We start from the raw sequence: 16,374 nt of genomic DNA on the forward strand, positions 1-16,374 counted from the left end.
AAATCCGGTTTAAATTTAATCTACTTTGAAATTACTATTGATGTATAATGGCTGTAAAATTCCCATCCTAAGGATTCGTACAATGCTTTTCCTTCTTCTGTTGCCACCAGTAAATGATTGGAAATTCCCTGAGCCAATGCTATTTTTTCAAGTTCCAGCATTAAAAAGGAACCCAGCCCTTTTCTCTGGTGTTTTTCGTCTGTGATAATCCTGTCATATACAGCAAGATCATCCATAAGCACAATGTAACCGGAAGAAGCCGTTTCGCCGTTTTCAGCGATGATCTTTACAAGGGTTGCAGCATTGTATTTTTCATACTCCAGATGATAAACGTCAGCAAGCTTTCTGCCCGGACTTTTCATTGGGCCGGAGCATTTCATCATATATCCGGGAGGCTGTATGTCCCATTTCCGGGGAACCACGTTTTGTACCTGATCATGAGAGATGCATACTTTAAGATAAACCCAGGGCTCATCGATCTGTTGGGAGAGCTCCAGAAAATCGTCATTCAGTTCTGAAAACACATACCTGGCTTTTTGCTTTTCGTCTCCTACATCTACTTTGAAACCGGATTTATATTCCACGGGAAGCGAAACCTGTCTTGATAGTGACCAGGCCTTCAGCCATTTCCCGACAATCTCATGAGTTGTTGCTTCTTTCATGGGTTTCTGTTTATTAGGAAAGCTGATCCAGAAGTTTCTTTTTTTGCTCTGTAAATTCTTCATGGGTCAGGATTCCGTTTTCCCTCAATTTTCCCAACTTTTCCAACTGGTCCAAAATAAGATCCGATGTCGCTTCTTTTGCTTCCTGTACTTTTTTTTGAGCCTCTTCCTGATTATAGATTTTCTGGATAAATCCGTAAAACCGTTCTGCATCCAGCCTGTCAAAAAAACATTCAAAATCAACCGTTTTGCCTTCGGTATGTATTTTAATAATCGGTGACAGCTGATGATCTACATAGCTTACTGCAGTGATATTTTCATTGAGGTATTCATTCACTTTTACCGGCGAAAACATCGCTTTTGAAACAGAAATCATCCGTTTTGGGGTTACCAGAAGCATCCCTGCATCTACCGTTTTCAGAAACTGGGCATCTGTTGCAGCTAGAATCACTTCATCCACAGCCAGAATACGGGGCAATTCTTTGATCTCCCCTTTTGTAAACATGGAAAGATTGGCTCCCACCTGTGCCAGTTGGTATTTGATCTCTTTCAGTCTTTTTTTATAAAGATCATGAGGCATTTCATCAGGATTACTGAATGTGGACAAGCTTTTTACCTCGTTTTCCTCTTCCCGTGACAGCGCTGCTTCCGGTGCCGTATTTCCTACCTTAAGATTTTTAATATCACTGATGCTGAATGAATGCAGATTATAAAGCAGCTCCTGATGGGTACTGCTCAGTTTATCCAGACATGCATTACACAGGCTTCCCCCATCTGAAAGTTTATTTTCACCCAGCAGCGTATCCATGGAAGTAAGCGGGGTTCCGCACAAAGCACATTGAGTGTTCATCATGGTTATATGTTTCTATTTGATCACATAGACGGGATAAATCCTGTTTATGGAGTACACATTTAATATTTGTTTTAAAAATAAGTAATTTTTACAATTTGAAATGACTGATTTCTTAAAACATTTTTACTACAAAGAAAAACAAAAGTTATAGTCCTATTTTCTGCACCAGTCCTCTTCTATCTTCTCAAGACTTTTGCCTTTGGTTTCAGGGACTTTTTTCCACACGAAAATCAACGCTATAATTGCAGCAAACATGTATATCCAGAATGTGTTGGCAGTACCCATAGAACCCATCATGACAGGAAAAGTTTGTGAAACCGCAAAAACAGCTAGCCACAGGAAAAAAGTAGCGACAGACATTGCGGTTCCGCGTGCTTTGGTAGGAAAAATTTCTGAGATGACCACAAAAGTAAGCGGGCCCAGCGACATCGCAAAACTGGCAATATATCCGAGAATGGCAATGAGAATGATGTATCCGTTCTGGTTCAGATAAAAAGCATAGCCCACAATCCCCAGACAGATAATCATTCCTGTGATCCCGTACAGCAATAATGTTTTTCTTCCCCAGCGATCCACATATTTTATGGCCACAAAAGTAAAGATCACGTTAATAATTCCTATAATGATCGTCTGGAAAAGAGCAGATCCCGATCCTACCCCTGTTGATTTAAAGATCTCGGGAGCATAGTACATAATGGCATTGATCCCCGTGATCTGTGAAAAAACCGCCAGCAGAATACCTATGATCAACGGTTTCCTCAATTTTACATTATTCAGATTTGACCATGAAAAAGGGGTTGTATCCTCCAGTGATTGTCTGATAGAAATAAGCTCCTCATTTCCTTTCTGATTCCCATGAATGAGATTGAGAATCCTGAACGCATCAGAATATCTTTTCTGCCGAACCAGCCAGCGCGGGCTTTCCGGGACTGTAAAAAGCAGCAACAGAAAAAATACGGAAGGAATAATTCCCGAACCGAACATCCATCTCCAGCCATGGGAAACATTCCAGTTTTCGTCATAGATTCCTGCAATATAGGCATTCACAAAATAAATCACCAAAATTCCGGTGACAATACCAAGCTGAAAGATTGAAACCAGCCTCCCCCGAATCTCTGCAGGAGCCATTTCCGAAATATACATAGGCGAAAGTATGGAAGCAATCCCGATTCCCATTCCGCCAATAATCCTGAATATCACAAAAAATGAAAGATCCGGAGCCAATGCCGTTCCGAAAGAAGAAACCGTGAACAACAATGCAGAGATCATTAATACTTTTTTCCGTCCTATCCTGTCACTCAGTTTTCCGGAGAACATCGCACCGGCAAGACATCCCAATAAGGCGCAGGAAGCCGCCCAGCCTGTCATTACATCAGACAGATGATAATACGTGCGCATAAAGCCAATTGTGCCGGAAATAACAGCTGTATCGTAGCCGAACAGTAAACCACCGACTGATGCTACCAGCACGGCCTTATAGATCATATTTGATTTTCCAGTCTGTTTCATATCAGTTGTTTAAAATTTTACCGGCAATCATTTCCGGACGGACGCTTGCTTTTATAGTTGCACATTCTTTGCCTTCACTTTCGCCATAAGGAGTAATAGTATAGGCCCCGACACAAGCCGGGATGATAAACGTTTCAGCATAACTGACAATATAAGGCTCGAAACTGTTATCCGGGCTTTCTATAATGACCTCCCTTCCTTCCACAAGATTTAAAACATTCACAATACCCTGCGTATGATGAATCACTTTTTTAGTAAACCAATGTCTGCGGGTTTCCATAAATGACCAGGCATCCAGTCCCGTACGTTCTTCGCGCCAGCCGTCTCCTTCTGCTACGGAAACCGTCAATTGAAGGATATTTTCCTTTGTCCATGAAGAATCACGGTTCCATTGGATATTATTTCTGCCGTGTTCCAGTGATATAGGGCGCGGCTGTCCATCCAGTCCCATACGTCCCCAGTCCCACAATTTAAAAGTAAAAATGTAAGGGGTAGCGCTTATTTCCAGCACCACGGAATCAGCTCCAGAACAGTGAACCGTTCCTGCAGGTATGGATACATGGTCATGTTTCCGGACGGGCCATTTCTCTACATATTTTTCTGCTTCAAAAGCTATCTGACCAGCCTGTGCACGTTCCAGATCTTTCATCATCATTTCAGGTTGTACATGATCTTTAAGTCCAAGATATACAAAAGCATCTTTTCCAGCATCCAGAATATAGTAGCTCTCATCCTGAGTGTAAGACATCCCGAATTTTTCCCTGATATATTCTTTCAAAGGATGAACCTGAAGGCTCAGATTGCCGCCCTCCATGGTATCCAGAAAATCGAAACGGATGGGAAATTCATCCCCGAAACCTTCGTACACCTTTTTTCCCAGTAAGGCTTCAGACTGAAAAAAGACCAGGTTGGAGGATGGTATTTCCATTACTTCATCTCCAAAGCCCAGCAGCAAACTATTCTCTTCCGGAACGCAGTCGAAGCCCCAGGCAAAATTCTGTACGCTTCTGTCCAGGTCACAAATTTCTTTAAGCCATTGCCCTCCCCAAGGTCCCGGATCGAAGAACGGAACAACCCGGAATGGTCTAGTTACGATTTGCTCCAGTGCATCATACAGTGCATCCACCGTGATCATTTTAGGATGACCGGGTTTAGTGGTATCCAATATGAAATCGCAGGTTTTCAGTATCCTTTTTTTATAGCGGTCAGAGACGCGCCAATCCACAAAATAGGCATGCTTATATTGGTAGGAGAACGGATCTGTATTGTTTGTTTTTCCGAGATTAGATGCTGTATTATTCCGGTAACGCATCTGTATTTCCCAACGCGGCATATCCGCATAAAGGATTAAATCCGGCTGATGGTTCAGTAAAAGCGCTCCCGGCCCGATGATTGCTACACACCCGTCAACAGCCTTCATTATGTTTTTCAGCTCAGATATCTTTATTTCATCAAAATAATCTTCCAGTTCAAGAGAGCTCATATACCCGAAAACAGGATCGTCGGTGACATAAGGCTGGACCAGTGTAGTAATTTCAACTTCTGACTTCATTGCCTCTGCCGTATTGATTATCAGTTCAGGATTTAGCAGCAATTGTATCTGAGAAGTAATTTCGTCCTCATAAACTCCCGGATAGCATTCTATAGCTATGACCCGATGATTGTAGTCTTTGCATGTACTGATGATATTTTCCCAGCCTGCTGTACAGCTGTGACCATTGATTGGAATGACCGGAAATTTATTGTAATTCGATTTCATTAATTCTCTGTTGTTTAACACTTAAGTCTTTTTAGTTTAAAATTCTGCTGCTGATAAAGTGCACATTAGCTTTAAAAAAACTTTGATTTTTGTCCTTGTTAACATTTATTCGGAGCTATTTACCATATAAGCCATTCCATGCAGAGCCGCAGAGGCAGGAAATTCAGCTTCTTCAATTTTCACTTTCCCCCAAGGTGTCCATGCATGGTTTTCAACTTGCTGTCTGATGTAAGGAATGATATAAGAACTGCTTGCCATAATACCTCCGGTAAGTACCAATATTTCCGGATCATACGCATGAATGAGATTAATGGCACAAGCAGTCCAGGCTTGCAAGCTTTGCTCCCGTATTTCCATAGCTGTAAAATCTCCTTCTCCTGCCAGTTTAAAAATAAGCTCGTAGTCTATCGGGGATACATGAGCAATTTTACTATCGGAAAAACTACTGTATTCCTTTGCGATGGAAGGAAGTTTCCATGTAGAGGCTTCGGTTTCTACACAGCCTTTATTGCCACAGTTGCAGGTTTCTCCTTTATAATTGATTATGAAATGCCCACCCAGTATTCCTGCTGTAAAATGTTTTCCTCTCAGAAGATGCCCTTCCATCACAGCCGCACTTCCTACTCCGGTTCCCAACGTCATTAAAACAGCATTGTCATAATTTTTTGCTCTTCCATATTTCCATTCTCCCAAGAGGGCGGCACGGGCATCATTTTCTATGCAAAAAGGAAGGCCAAACGCTTTCCGGCACCACTCTTCCAGATCAATTTCCGGAGCATCACCAAATTTTTTGTCTATGGAAAGTATTTTCTTCTCATTGCTGTCGATGATCCCCGGGGAAGCAATTCCTAATCCGGCCATATCTTCAGGAGTAAGTTTATGCTCATTCATAAGGTCTTTCACCGTCTTTTCCATGTAGGGAAGCCTGTTTCTCAATCCATTCCCGGAATCTGCATCGATGGAGGCCGAAGCCAGTATTACACTGTCCTTTACAACTCCTATTTTAATCCGGGTTCCTCCCATGTCTATGACAATAGCTGGTTTCGACATCGCTTTGATTTAAATTTATAGCTGATTACGGGATCACTTTTATTTCCACAACATCCATCCCGGCTACACTTATACTATCATTAACTGACAAAGCCTTTCCCGTCTTTAAATTGATAAGTTTATTCGGCTTCAGTTTTTCCCATATAAAAGTATTAATCTGTTCTTTTTCGTCCGGATTATACAATCTGATCAGGAAACTCCGGTCTTCCTGCGGGGTAACGGTTGTCACCACCATCCTGTCATTGCTCATTTTAAATAAACTTCCTGCCGATACTTTTTCATTGGCTCTCACTGCAATCAAAGGCTGGGTAAATGCAGCAGCCGACTTTTCGTTATCTACAGAATTAAATCCATCATGCGGACGAAGTGCATAATGATAATGCACAGGCCCTTCCTGATCTGCTTTGTAATTGGTATGCCAGTAATTGTTCATGGCATAGCTGAACCAGTTGGTAGTCCCTGATACTCCTTTATCCTTCCATCTTTTGTGGGCACTGTCAATCACCATTCTTTCGTCTATCATGGCGGAAGCTTCCATTAACGGAGTTTCAATCATCATCCACTGTATTCCTTTTTTCGCTGAAGAAGCATCCAGCCAGCGGCGGCTGTACCAGTAATCCATATTGGAGCCGGGCAGCTGGTCTGTTAAATATTTCATATTCCCATAGCCCGCATCCACTGTTATATTCTTAAATTCGGTATTAAAGGGAAAGCCAAAATGCACAGATTCTTTGGTTCTGACCGATGTCTTATCAACAATATTTTCCAGGGATACTTCATCACTGCCGGCAAACAGGGTGATGATTCTTTCAAGTTTGCGGGCACCAGGTGCTTCAGATGTTAAAGAAACTTTAGCCATAACCGGCCCGTTCTCCAATACTCTGACCTTAACATTTGTGCTGGAAACTGCTTCTTCAGGGTTTGAACCCGGTATATACCAATAGCTGTTCAATCCCTGGTTATTGAAATTTCCTGCATGATTTATCGTAGTATTATCTGTAAATTTTGTAATGCTTCCTGTATTGACATCCCATTCTACAGTCACTTTTCCATTGGATACCCGGGTATCTGAGATCACGAACGGGCTTGCAGCTTTTGCTTCTTTTCCAATCACTTTATATACAGCGGAACCCAGCGGAGGAATATCTGATGCCATGAATACGGCCTTCCCGTCACTAAGTTTCTGTACCGGAATTTGATTACCCTTCGAATCCTGAACAGCATTTCCATCAGCCATATCGGAAATGGTTACAGCTCCGCTTCGAGCCCACGATGAGGTATTGAATACGGCAATGCTTTTTGAGGAAGAACCGGTAATCGGTTTTAAGAGATCTTCGTCCAGCGTATGAGCCAGAGTATTTCCATCCAATGAAAACTGTTTCTTTACTTTCCACTGATCGGTAACGAAGGGAAGATCAGGGGCTGTAATGCTGTTGAAAGCCCCCCAGGTATGCTCGTGAAAAAGGATCACATTTCTCCAGGCATCATAAAATTTATCGGCATTATATTTTCCCGGATCTATCATTGAGTAAAGAGTGGTCAGCTGCTGTAATTTAAGGCTGCTGTTTCTGTTAATCCCTTCCTCTTTCGCCGTAGACATCGCTCCATCCTCCCAATAAGGGCTGATATCCCCTTTTACCGTAGGAATCTGGTTGCCATACCTTTTCTCGAAGGTTTCAAACATTTTTTCATTGGTACTCAATACAATTTTTGGAGATTCATATTTTTTGTTCCATTCGTCTACAAATTTTGACACAGACGGATCAATCGGTCCGTTATCCGCTACAATATTGTAACGCCATTGCACCATTTCATAAGGATAATTGGTTCTGGTAAGGTCTTCCAGATATTCTGCAATTTTTTTCTGTCCGTTTTCAAAAACATCACCGGGATGAACTCCATGCCATGAAGAATAGCCTCTTCCTGCCGTCCAGAATAATATTTTTTCTTTACCGGAAGGTGATTCCCACCACACCGGACGATCGCCCCAGTTTTTCACAAAGTGCCCAACACGGTCTCCGAGATAAGGATTGCTTTTACCCAGATAGTTAGGGCCGCTGGAAAAATATTTTACCCCGGAGGCAGCCAATGCAGGAACTAAAGACCATGCAAAGCCGGGTACGTCAGACATCATGGCACTTTTAACAGATAAACCATATTTTTTTTCCAGTTTTTGTGCATATTCTGTATAGTGGAATAATTCCTCAGGCTGGCTCAATCCTGTTAAAATATTGGCATACATGGCCGATAGTCCGATACTTCCTTCTTTTACAGCTTTTACAAAAGACTGTATGTCTTCAGGGCTTGCTTTCTGCATAAAGTTTTCAACATCCCAAAGGGCTTCTACATTCCATTTGAAACGGGCTTCCTCTGGCAGATTACGGGTTTCTTCAATCATTTTGAGTGCATCGTAAATATTTTTGGTGTGAATTTTTTCTACTTCCGCCTGTAAATGAGAATATCCTACATCCGTATGTGAATGATGAATAAAGTACAGGGTCCGCGGCACTACTTTCTCAACCCCCAATGTTTTTATGTAAAGTTGCTGCTTTCCCGAGCTCACACTCAACTGTACGGAACTTTCTTTTGCCGGTACCGGAATTTCAAAACTTTTAACCCCATCTGGCATTGTAAAGGAATAGGTTTCCTGATTATTCACTTTAGCGGTTATTTTTTGATCTTTTCCAAAATGAAGTGTGGTAAGGGTTATAACCCGTCTTCCATCTTTCAGTATGAACGGTGTGAGTACTGCATCCATTTTTTCCTGAAATGTAAATTTGTAGGTCATAAACCAATCCCTGCTGTTTTGTGCATGCCCTGTCAGTTTCAGACGGAGAGGTTTTCCTGGGTTTACTTTATTAACCGGAATCCGTAAATAAGCAATGCCATAAGAGTCTTTTAAACCGTCTGTTTTGGTCTGATGAAATACAAAAGCCGTACTGTCAGCCGCTTTGGAAATCCAGTCCGACTGCTTATTGCCTGGTTGTGTGGTAAGGGTAAGTGCCTTTTGATCATTAATAGAAAGATCAAAATGACGTTCTCCCCCACTGGTTCCTGAAGAGTGCGATACCAGCCAGCTGAAATAAACATAAGGGCCGGAAGTTTTTACAGGTACCGGAGCCGTTTCCCATTCTATTATTTTGTTTCCATCTGTGGTGCGTGTAAGTAAGGCCTGAGTGGCATGTTCCGGAAATGCTGAAAAATAGCTGATATTTTCGCCGCTTATCTCACGGGCATATCCGCTTACAGATTCTATCTTACCAAAAAAAGGGACTTTTTTCTGCCCGTACATATGCTGAGCAGATACAATGAAAAGCAATAACAAAATGAAAAACCGGTTACTCATAAGTTTTATATTTTAAGTTTTATGTAAGAATGTTTGAACATATATAAATAAAAATGAAATCTAACTTTCAGAAGACTTGGCAATTTCAATGGTATAGGTGAATTTATCAGACCTGTAATATCCTATATTATATTCTACCGCCTTTCCATTGATGTCATACACAAAACGTTCCCGCTTTAATACAGGAAAACCGGCCGGTACTTTTAATTTCTTCCCTATCACTGTACCTGCCTGGCAGGCACTGATATTCTCCCTCGACTGATGCACCACTACCCCATGATGATCCTGCAGCATGGTATACAAAGGGATATTGAAATCATCTTTATTGCTTAGTCCTATCCTTGGATGAAAATAACTTTCGAAATACACGATAGGTTCCTCGGCATTTTCTCCTTTTAATTTGGAGAGTTTGAATATCTTTTTGGCCGGAGAACAATCAAAAAAATTAAATATTGTTTCATTTGAGCTGACTGATTCTGTTTTCAGAAGCAGATTAATCACCTCAACTCCCTTTTCCTGCATTTCTCTCGTGAAACTATACCAATGGTCCAATCCGGTTACCAAGCTTTTCTTTTCCGCAGCACGGGTTCCGATTCCTTTTTTCCGAACAATCAGTCCTTCGTGTTCCAGCTTATTGGTTGCCTGCCGGATTGTATTTCTTGAAACACCCCAAAGATTCGCGAGATCCACTTCTTTTGGAAGTAATGCACCTTTATTGTAAGGTTCTACTTTGATGAGCGAACGAAAAAGCTCTTCAACCTGTACATGTAAAGGTAACTTACTTTTATGATCAATGGTAAAATTCTTTGTTGGTATGTTCATACATATAAAATTAGGACAAATGTAATTATTTTTTCTTTTGGAATGATAAAAAATATAAAAAGTTTATTCTGAATAGTAAAAATAAAACGGAAACAACAAAGAATTGCAGTCTTATAAAATAATAATCCCATTACAAATGCCTGCTTTGAATCATCAAAAGACAGCTTCTGTAACGGGATTATTAATCTAAAATATTTTTTACAGGTCTAAAAACTCTTCCAGAGAAAGAGTCTTTTGTTCTCCTGCCTCAAGGTCTTTAAAAGTAACTGTTCCGTTTTTAACTTCTTCTTCACCTAAGAACACCAGGTTTTTAATCCCTTTCTTTTCTGCATAGGTGAACTGTTTGTTCAGTTTCGCATTTTCGGGATAGAGTTCGGCTGAAGTTCCTTTTTCTCTTAGCTGCATAATCAGTTTTAAAGCATCTGTAACACCTTCTCCTCCGAAATTAGCAAACAGGTATTCTATTTTCGATGAAGCTTCTTCAGGGAAAAGATTAAGCTCTTCCATCACCAGATATACCCTGTCTAAGCCAAATGAAATCCCGATTCCCGGAATATTTTTCACTCCGAAAACTTCCGTAAGGTTGTCATATCTTCCGCCGCCACCAATGGATCCCATAGCCACCTCATCAGCTTTCACCTCAAAGATAGCGCCTGTATAATAATCTAAACCTCTGGCTAAAGTAATATTAAACACCAGATTCTGCATATCTACTCCAAGGTTCAAAGATTGTGTAAGAACAAACTCCAGTTCTTCCACTCCTTTCAGACCAATTTCACTGGCTGCAAATTTTTCTTTCAGCTGAAGCAGATTTTCCAGTGCATCATCTGACTGGTTGAATAAAAATTCTAATTTATCAATGGATTCCTGGGATATTTCTCTTTCCAATAGCTCCTTTACAACCCCTTCTTTTCCAATTTTGTCAAGTTTGTCCAAAGCCACAGTAAAATCAATCAGCTTATCTGTAATACCGGCATATTCCGCTAAACCGGAAAGGATTTTTCTGTTGTTCATATGAATGGTCACAGGAATTCCAAGATCCGAGAATGATTTAAGATACAGCTGAACCAGATCTACTTCCTGCAGCAGGCTTTCGCTTCCCACCACATCTGCATCGCATTGGTAAAACTCTCTGAATCTTCCTTTCTGGGGACGGTCTGCTCTCCAAACCGGCTGAATTTGATAGCGTTTGAATGGAAAAGTTAGTTTACCATGATTCATTGCTACAAATCTTGCAAAAGGCACGGTAAGATCATAACGTAGAGCTTTATCAGAGATCTGGGAGATAAGTTTCTGATGGTTTTTATTGTCCCAATCTTCCTGATTTACTTTTGATGCATACTCTCCTGAATTTAAAATTTTAAAAATCAGTCGATCACCTTCTTCTCCATACTTTCCCGTTAATGTAGAAAGATTTTCAAAGCTTGGTGTTTCCAGTGGCTGAAACCCAAATAATTCGAAATTATTCTGTAAAATATTAATGATATATTTTCTTCTGGAAACTTCCTGTGCTGTAAAATCTCTCGTTCCTTTTGCTAAACTTGGCTTCATTTTATAATTGATAAATGATAATAATAATTAATTGCCCTTAAACAGATCCAAAGCTTTAAACCTCAAGAGGTACAAAAGTAAACCACTTAAGTTACATTGAAGTTTATCCTAAAAATGCTTTAAAAGAACACTTAAGTTTGGATCAATTAATAGGCCTTGCAAAAATAAGGAATTGAAAGGACTTTTCCGAAACATAAAAAGCTGAAGAAGCAATCTTCTCCAGCTTACGATGTATTGTTATTGTTTCATCGGGAAAATCAGACACTTTCAAGAATCTCAAGGATTTCTTCACCATAATTTTCAATCTTATGTTTTCCGAAACCTTTAATATCCAGCAGTTCTTCTTTCTTTACAGGCTTGTACTTGGCCACAGACATGAGTTCTTTGTTGCTCGCAATGAAATAAGTGGGGAGGTTCTGTTCTTTCGCCTTCTCAGATCTCCAATACTTCAGGGCATTTAGAATTTTTTCTTCGTCGGAGCTTAAAACATCATGTTCTGCAGAATATTTTACTGCCTTTGGTTCCTTCACTGTATTTTTAACTGTTTTCAGTTCTTCAAAATACAGGATGACGGACCAATAACATTCATCATTTACAAAAGCGGTCTCCACCTTTATAATTTCATTCACTTCCAGGAAATCATCAAGCATCTTCTGATCTTTATACAAAAATTCTTTGGGAAGTCTGATTTTAAAAACTTTTACTTTCATCATTTGTGTTTTTAGATTATTTGCCTCCTAAAAGCAAGATCTCATCTACTCTGATTTCTGTTATATACTTTTTAACACCATCCTTATCATCATACGATCGATATGTAAGCTTTCCTTCAACTGCAATTTCTTTTCCTTTAGAAACATACTTCTGAAAGATCTCAGCCGTTTTCCCGAAAGCAATCAGATTGTGCCATTGGGTCTCTTCCACTTTTTCGCCTTTTGCATTGGTGTAATGGTCGCTGGTGGCTAAAGACACACTTGCTTTTACATTTCCGTTTTCGAAGTTCATCATTTCTACTTCTTTTCCTGTGTAACCAATTAATGTTACTTTGTTTCTTAGTGACATAGCTTTAAAATTTTTAAGATTAATAATTCAGATAAGAGACGTTCACTGTCTTTCTCAAATCTCTGTTGCAAAGATGGTCACAGCGCAGCAGCTTAGTCGGTTATAAACTATTTAAATTCGTTTGTAATCGTTTGTAACCGGATAAATACCTAAAAAACAGCATCATTGGATGAAAGTCGCAAAAGATTAACTACTAATTTATTTTTCTATCAATTCATAAAAACTTAGTTTTTGTTATTATCAGATAAAATTTTAAATCATTTTTTATTATTCTTTTAATTTTCTATTTCAGTTCTTGTGGATTACGATTTTGGACAACATAATTAGGCATAATTTTATCCGTTTGCAACCGGATAATTCAGTATCTTTGAGGAAACATCCTGTATGAAAAGGGATATCATCATCTTTGAGTTTCCTCTCAATCTCGGACTGAAGAAAAAAGAACATGAATCTGAGCCTGGTGTAAAAAAACTTCCGGACTGGCTCAGGAAATTTGATTTTCACAAAAAAATCAATCCCAGTACTGTTTACAGACTCGATGCACCGGAATATAAAATGGAGCTTGATAAGGCATCAGGTGTTTTAAATGCGGATGAAATTATTAAATATGCTCAAAAACAGGCAGATCTTATCCTGAATAATCATCAGAAAGGTGCATTACACATTATGCTGGGCGGTGATTGCAGCATCCTGATCGGCTCAGCGCTGGCTTTAAAGAAGCTTGGTAATTTCGGATTGTTTTATCTGGACGGACATACAGATTTTATCCCACCAAATCTCTCCTCTACCGCAGCTGCTGCAGGAATGGACCTCGCCATTATTACAGGAACAGGGCATGAAAAATTAACCAATATTCAGGGACTTAAGCCTTACTTTTTGGAGGAAAATATTTTCTGCGCCGGAAATGCGGAAACGGACGATGAGGAATATGTACACCAGATCGTTCAATCTGATATCCATTATTTTGATCTTCCTCATCTCCGGAAAAATGGTTTTGGAAAAACGGCAGCAGATTTCCTGAAAATGGTTGAAGAGAAAAGCCTTGATGGATTCTTTATCCACCTCGACGTCGATGTTTTAAAAGACGGACTGATGCCCGCAGTAGACAGTAGAATGGAGGAAGGTATTGATTATAAAAACCTTCATGAAATCCTGATCCCATTGATTCACTCTCCGCTATGTTTTGGAATAGAAATAACCATCCTGGATCCGGATTATGATGAAGACGGAATGTACACAAAACCTTTTGTGAAAAATTTAATTCAAATTATAACAAATAAAGAAGATTAATGAAGAAGACTATTAAACGAACGTTGAGAGTATCCAAATACGTGATCTATAAAGAAACCCTGGTAGATTACAAAGAACATTTCTGGTCATTTCTGGGAGCATTCGTAGGAATAGGGATTATTGCATTTATCCAGTCGCATTCCTTATCTGCCACCGAAAATATATTCCTGATCGGATCTTTCGGGGCATCCAGTGTTCTGATCTACGGTGCCATCCAGAGTCCCCTGGCCCAGCCCAGAAATTTAGTTGGCGGACACGTTATTTCCGCACTAGTCGGAGTTACCGTTTATAAAATCGTTCCTGATATTATCTGGTTATCTGCCCCTTTGGCTGTAGCATTTTCCATTGTGCTGATGCAGTATACCAAGACCCTTCATCCTCCCGGAGGAGCCACAGCCCTGATTGCGGTAAGCTCCACAGGAAAAATTCCGGAACTGGGCTATTGGTATGTTGTTTCTCCTGTTCTGACAGGTTGTATTATTCTTTTACTGGCTGCTCTTTTCTTCAATAATATCACCCCGAACAGAAGCTACCCTTCCCACAGCAGATTCAAACGGTTATTAAAGAAAAAACACAGCCATCCACACAAACTGAAAAAATAAAAAACATGAACTGTCTTGAATGTGGCGAAAAAATTATAGGAAGGTCAGATAAAAAATTCTGCAATGACGCCTGCCGGAATGCCTACAATAATAAGCAGAATAAGGATTCTACCAACCTCATGCGCAATGTGAATAACAAGCTGCGCAAGAATTACCGAATCCTTCTGGAACTGAATACAGACGGCAAAGCAAAAATAGCCAGGTCAAGAATGGATACTTTAGGGTTTGATTTTGATTATTTTACCAACCTGAAAGTATATAAAAACGGCTCTGAATATAGATTCATCTATGATTACGGCTATAAAATACTTGAAGATGATTTTATCCTGATCGTAAAAAACCAGACACCATAATTTCTAAAAAAATAGTATGAAAGAAATCGTTCTGATAACCGGCGCCGGGGGTATGATTGCCCGTAAGCTGTCCGAAAAAATAAAGGAAGAATATACGGTAAGATTCCTCACCAGAAAGAAAAAGCATGATCATGATTTTGAATGGGACATTAAAAACGGAACAATTGATGAGGCCGCTTTAGATAATGTTTCCCACATTATTCATCTGGCCGGAGCCAATATTTCTGAAAAACGCTGGACTAAGGAACGAAAACAGGAACTTATTTCCAGCCGCGTAGATTCTGCTGCCCTTCTTTTAGAGACTGTAAGAAAGAAAAATATTAAACTTAAATCTTTTATTTCTGCTTCGGGAATTAATTATTATGGAACCGTGACCACAAATGAAATCTATACTGAGGACGATCCGCCCGGAAATGATTTTCTCAGCGAGGTAGTGGTTTTATGGGAAAGAGCGGCCGATGATTTTAAGGAACAGAATCTTGCCGAAAGAGTGGTGAAAATAAGAACAGCTGTAGTTTTGTCCAAAGAAGACGGCGCATTAAAAAAGATGCTTCCCACTATACGAGCCGGCGTAGGTTCAGCTTTAGGAAGCGGAAAACAGTATATGCCATGGATTCATATTAACGATATCTGTTCGATCTACGAAACAGCCTTAAAAAATCCAGCTATTGACGGAGCGTACAATGCCGTTTCTCCTCAGCATACCACCAATGAAAATCTGACAAAGAAAATTGCAGAAGTACTGAAAAAGCCCCTTTTTATGCCTAATGTTCCCGGATTTGTTTTAAAGCTAATCTTTGGAGAACTGGCAGATGCTTTGCTGGAAGGCTCAAGAGCTTCTTCAGAAAAAATACAGAAAGCAGGATTTAGTTTTACACATCCGGACCTGAAAGAAGCACTGGAAAATTTATTAAGAGCCTGATCCTATGGACGAAAGTTTAATTTTAAAAAATATATTCCGTCATATTACTCTCAACAAAGATGAAACCTCTTATTTCCTTTCATTGTTAAAAGAGAAAACCATTCAAAAGAAGGAACTGATTCTTAAACAGCGGGATCTTTGCAGGGAAATCAATTTTGTACAGTCAGGTATTCTCAGAGCTTTTTATCTGGATCCGTCAGGAAAGGAGTCTACCATTATGTTTGCTGTTCCGGACTGGTGGATTACGGATATGTTTTGCTTTATTAATGAAAAACCTGCCATGCTGACGATTGAAGCGCTGGAAGAAAGTACTGTGCTTCAGTTACAGAAAAAAAGTCTGGATGAGCTTTATCGTAAAGTCCCAAAATTTGAAAGATTCTTCAGGATCATGATGCAGAATGCTTATATAAGGGAGCAGCTCAGAACCATCGAAAATCTTTCGCTGACAGCCGAAGAACGCTATGATGCATTTCTCCGAAAATATCCACTGGCTGCAGAACGGGTCACACAGAAACAGATTGCTTCTTATCTTGGAATTACCCCTGAGTTTTTAAGCAGCATCAAAACGAATAAACAAAAATAGGAGTACTCTTAAA

General features: G+C 39.9%; 15 protein-coding genes. 5 read left to right on the plus strand and 10 right to left on the minus strand.

Going from position 1 to position 16,374, the window contains the following annotated elements:
* Positions 1–20 precede the first annotated feature (20 nt).
* From B7E04_RS15580 to B7E04_RS15625, 10 genes are all read right to left on the minus strand, one after another.
* Positions 21–662 carry a GNAT family N-acetyltransferase gene (locus B7E04_RS15580; RefSeq protein ID WP_080780713.1) on the minus strand — a complete coding sequence of 214 codons (642 nt, stop codon included), beginning with the start codon at positions 660–662 and terminating at the stop codon, positions 21–23.
* Between the two features lie 13 nt (positions 663–675).
* A complete protein-coding gene (locus tag B7E04_RS15585) occupies positions 676–1,515 on the minus strand; it encodes a PH domain-containing protein (RefSeq protein WP_080780714.1) in 840 nt (279 codons plus the stop codon).
* Positions 1,516–1,668: 153 nt separating this feature from the next.
* Positions 1,669–3,024 carry a sugar porter family MFS transporter gene (locus B7E04_RS15590; RefSeq protein ID WP_080779447.1) on the minus strand — a complete coding sequence of 452 codons (1,356 nt, stop codon included), beginning with the start codon at positions 3,022–3,024 and terminating at the stop codon, positions 1,669–1,671.
* A 1-nt stretch (position 3,025) separates the two neighbouring features.
* Positions 3,026–4,783: a class I mannose-6-phosphate isomerase gene (locus B7E04_RS15595; protein ID WP_080780715.1), complete on the minus strand. Its 1,758-nt coding sequence runs from the start codon at positions 4,781–4,783 to the stop codon at positions 3,026–3,028.
* Between the two features lie 105 nt (positions 4,784–4,888).
* Positions 4,889–5,833, minus strand: a complete 945-nt coding sequence (locus B7E04_RS15600) for an ROK family protein (RefSeq protein WP_080779448.1) — start codon at positions 5,831–5,833, stop codon at positions 4,889–4,891.
* A gap of 25 nt (positions 5,834–5,858) precedes the next feature.
* Complete coding sequence (locus B7E04_RS15605; RefSeq protein WP_228439954.1) at positions 5,859–9,179, minus strand: glycoside hydrolase family 38 N-terminal domain-containing protein; 3,321 nt, start codon at positions 9,177–9,179, stop codon at positions 5,859–5,861.
* 60 nt (positions 9,180–9,239) lie between these two features.
* Positions 9,240–10,001 carry a GntR family transcriptional regulator gene (locus B7E04_RS15610; protein WP_080779450.1) on the minus strand — a complete coding sequence of 254 codons (762 nt, stop codon included), beginning with the start codon at positions 9,999–10,001 and terminating at the stop codon, positions 9,240–9,242.
* A gap of 198 nt (positions 10,002–10,199) precedes the next feature.
* Positions 10,200–11,552: a histidine--tRNA ligase gene (gene hisS / locus B7E04_RS15615; RefSeq protein WP_080779451.1), complete on the minus strand. Its 1,353-nt coding sequence runs from the start codon at positions 11,550–11,552 to the stop codon at positions 10,200–10,202.
* A gap of 257 nt (positions 11,553–11,809) precedes the next feature.
* Positions 11,810–12,265, minus strand: a complete 456-nt coding sequence (locus B7E04_RS15620) for an HRDC domain-containing protein (protein ID WP_228439956.1) — start codon at positions 12,263–12,265, stop codon at positions 11,810–11,812.
* A 13-nt stretch (positions 12,266–12,278) separates the two neighbouring features.
* Complete coding sequence (locus B7E04_RS15625) at positions 12,279–12,611, minus strand: single-stranded DNA-binding protein (protein ID WP_080779452.1); 333 nt, start codon at positions 12,609–12,611, stop codon at positions 12,279–12,281.
* 384 nt (positions 12,612–12,995) lie between these two features.
* Here B7E04_RS15625 and B7E04_RS15630 point away from each other — a divergent pair, with 384 nt between their 5' ends.
* The 5 genes from B7E04_RS15630 to B7E04_RS15650 are packed head-to-tail and all read left to right on the plus strand — an operon-like array spanning position 12,996 to position 16,361.
* On the plus strand, positions 12,996–13,901 hold the full coding sequence (locus B7E04_RS15630; RefSeq protein WP_080779453.1) for an arginase family protein: 906 nt from the start codon (positions 12,996–12,998) through the stop codon (positions 13,899–13,901).
* Entirely contained in the window at positions 13,901–14,503 is a 603-nt protein-coding gene (locus B7E04_RS15635; RefSeq protein ID WP_080779454.1) for an HPP family protein, read from the plus strand. Before B7E04_RS15630 ends, B7E04_RS15635 begins: the two co-directional genes overlap by 1 nt.
* A 5-nt stretch (positions 14,504–14,508) precedes the next feature.
* Positions 14,509–14,856, plus strand: coding sequence for a hypothetical protein (locus B7E04_RS15640; RefSeq protein ID WP_062647423.1), 348 nt, complete (start codon positions 14,509–14,511; stop codon positions 14,854–14,856).
* A 16-nt stretch (positions 14,857–14,872) separates the two neighbouring features.
* A complete protein-coding gene (locus B7E04_RS15645) occupies positions 14,873–15,778 on the plus strand; it encodes a TIGR01777 family oxidoreductase (protein WP_080779455.1) in 906 nt (301 codons plus the stop codon).
* Positions 15,779–15,782: 4 nt separating this feature from the next.
* Complete coding sequence (locus tag B7E04_RS15650) at positions 15,783–16,361, plus strand: Crp/Fnr family transcriptional regulator (protein WP_080779456.1); 579 nt, start codon at positions 15,783–15,785, stop codon at positions 16,359–16,361.
* Positions 16,362–16,374 lie beyond the last annotated feature (13 nt).

Source organism: Chryseobacterium phocaeense (assembly GCF_900169075.1).
Classification (GTDB): Bacteria; Bacteroidota; Bacteroidia; order Flavobacteriales; family Weeksellaceae; genus Chryseobacterium; species Chryseobacterium phocaeense.

Bases quoted from the DNA above. Each gene is read 5' to 3' on its own strand.
- B7E04_RS15640 (WP_062647423.1), top strand. From the start codon at position 14,509: ATGAACTGTCTTGAATGTGGCGAAAAAATTATAGGAAGGTCAGATAAA.
- hisS (WP_080779451.1), bottom strand. From the start codon at position 11,552: ATGAAGCCAAGTTTAGCAAAAGGAACGAGAGATTTTACAGCACAGGAA.
- B7E04_RS15600 (WP_080779448.1), bottom strand. From the start codon at position 5,833: ATGTCGAAACCAGCTATTGTCATAGACATGGGAGGAACCCGGATTAAA.
- B7E04_RS15630 (WP_080779453.1), top strand. From the start codon at position 12,996: ATGAAAAGGGATATCATCATCTTTGAGTTTCCTCTCAATCTCGGACTG.
- B7E04_RS15635 (WP_080779454.1), top strand. From the start codon at position 13,901: ATGAAGAAGACTATTAAACGAACGTTGAGAGTATCCAAATACGTGATC.
- B7E04_RS15620 (WP_228439956.1), bottom strand. From the start codon at position 12,265: ATGATGAAAGTAAAAGTTTTTAAAATCAGACTTCCCAAAGAATTTTTG.
- B7E04_RS15590 (WP_080779447.1), bottom strand. From the start codon at position 3,024: ATGAAACAGACTGGAAAATCAAATATGATCTATAAGGCCGTGCTGGTA.
- B7E04_RS15645 (WP_080779455.1), top strand. From the start codon at position 14,873: ATGAAAGAAATCGTTCTGATAACCGGCGCCGGGGGTATGATTGCCCGT.
- B7E04_RS15610 (WP_080779450.1), bottom strand. From the start codon at position 10,001: ATGAACATACCAACAAAGAATTTTACCATTGATCATAAAAGTAAGTTA.
- B7E04_RS15650 (WP_080779456.1), top strand. From the start codon at position 15,783: ATGGACGAAAGTTTAATTTTAAAAAATATATTCCGTCATATTACTCTC.
- B7E04_RS15605 (WP_228439954.1), bottom strand. From the start codon at position 9,179: ATGAGTAACCGGTTTTTCATTTTGTTATTGCTTTTCATTGTATCTGCT.
- B7E04_RS15580 (WP_080780713.1), bottom strand. From the start codon at position 662: ATGAAAGAAGCAACAACTCATGAGATTGTCGGGAAATGGCTGAAGGCC.
- B7E04_RS15625 (WP_080779452.1), bottom strand. From the start codon at position 12,611: ATGTCACTAAGAAACAAAGTAACATTAATTGGTTACACAGGAAAAGAA.
- B7E04_RS15595 (WP_080780715.1), bottom strand. From the start codon at position 4,783: ATGAAATCGAATTACAATAAATTTCCGGTCATTCCAATCAATGGTCAC.
- B7E04_RS15585 (WP_080780714.1), bottom strand. From the start codon at position 1,515: ATGATGAACACTCAATGTGCTTTGTGCGGAACCCCGCTTACTTCCATG.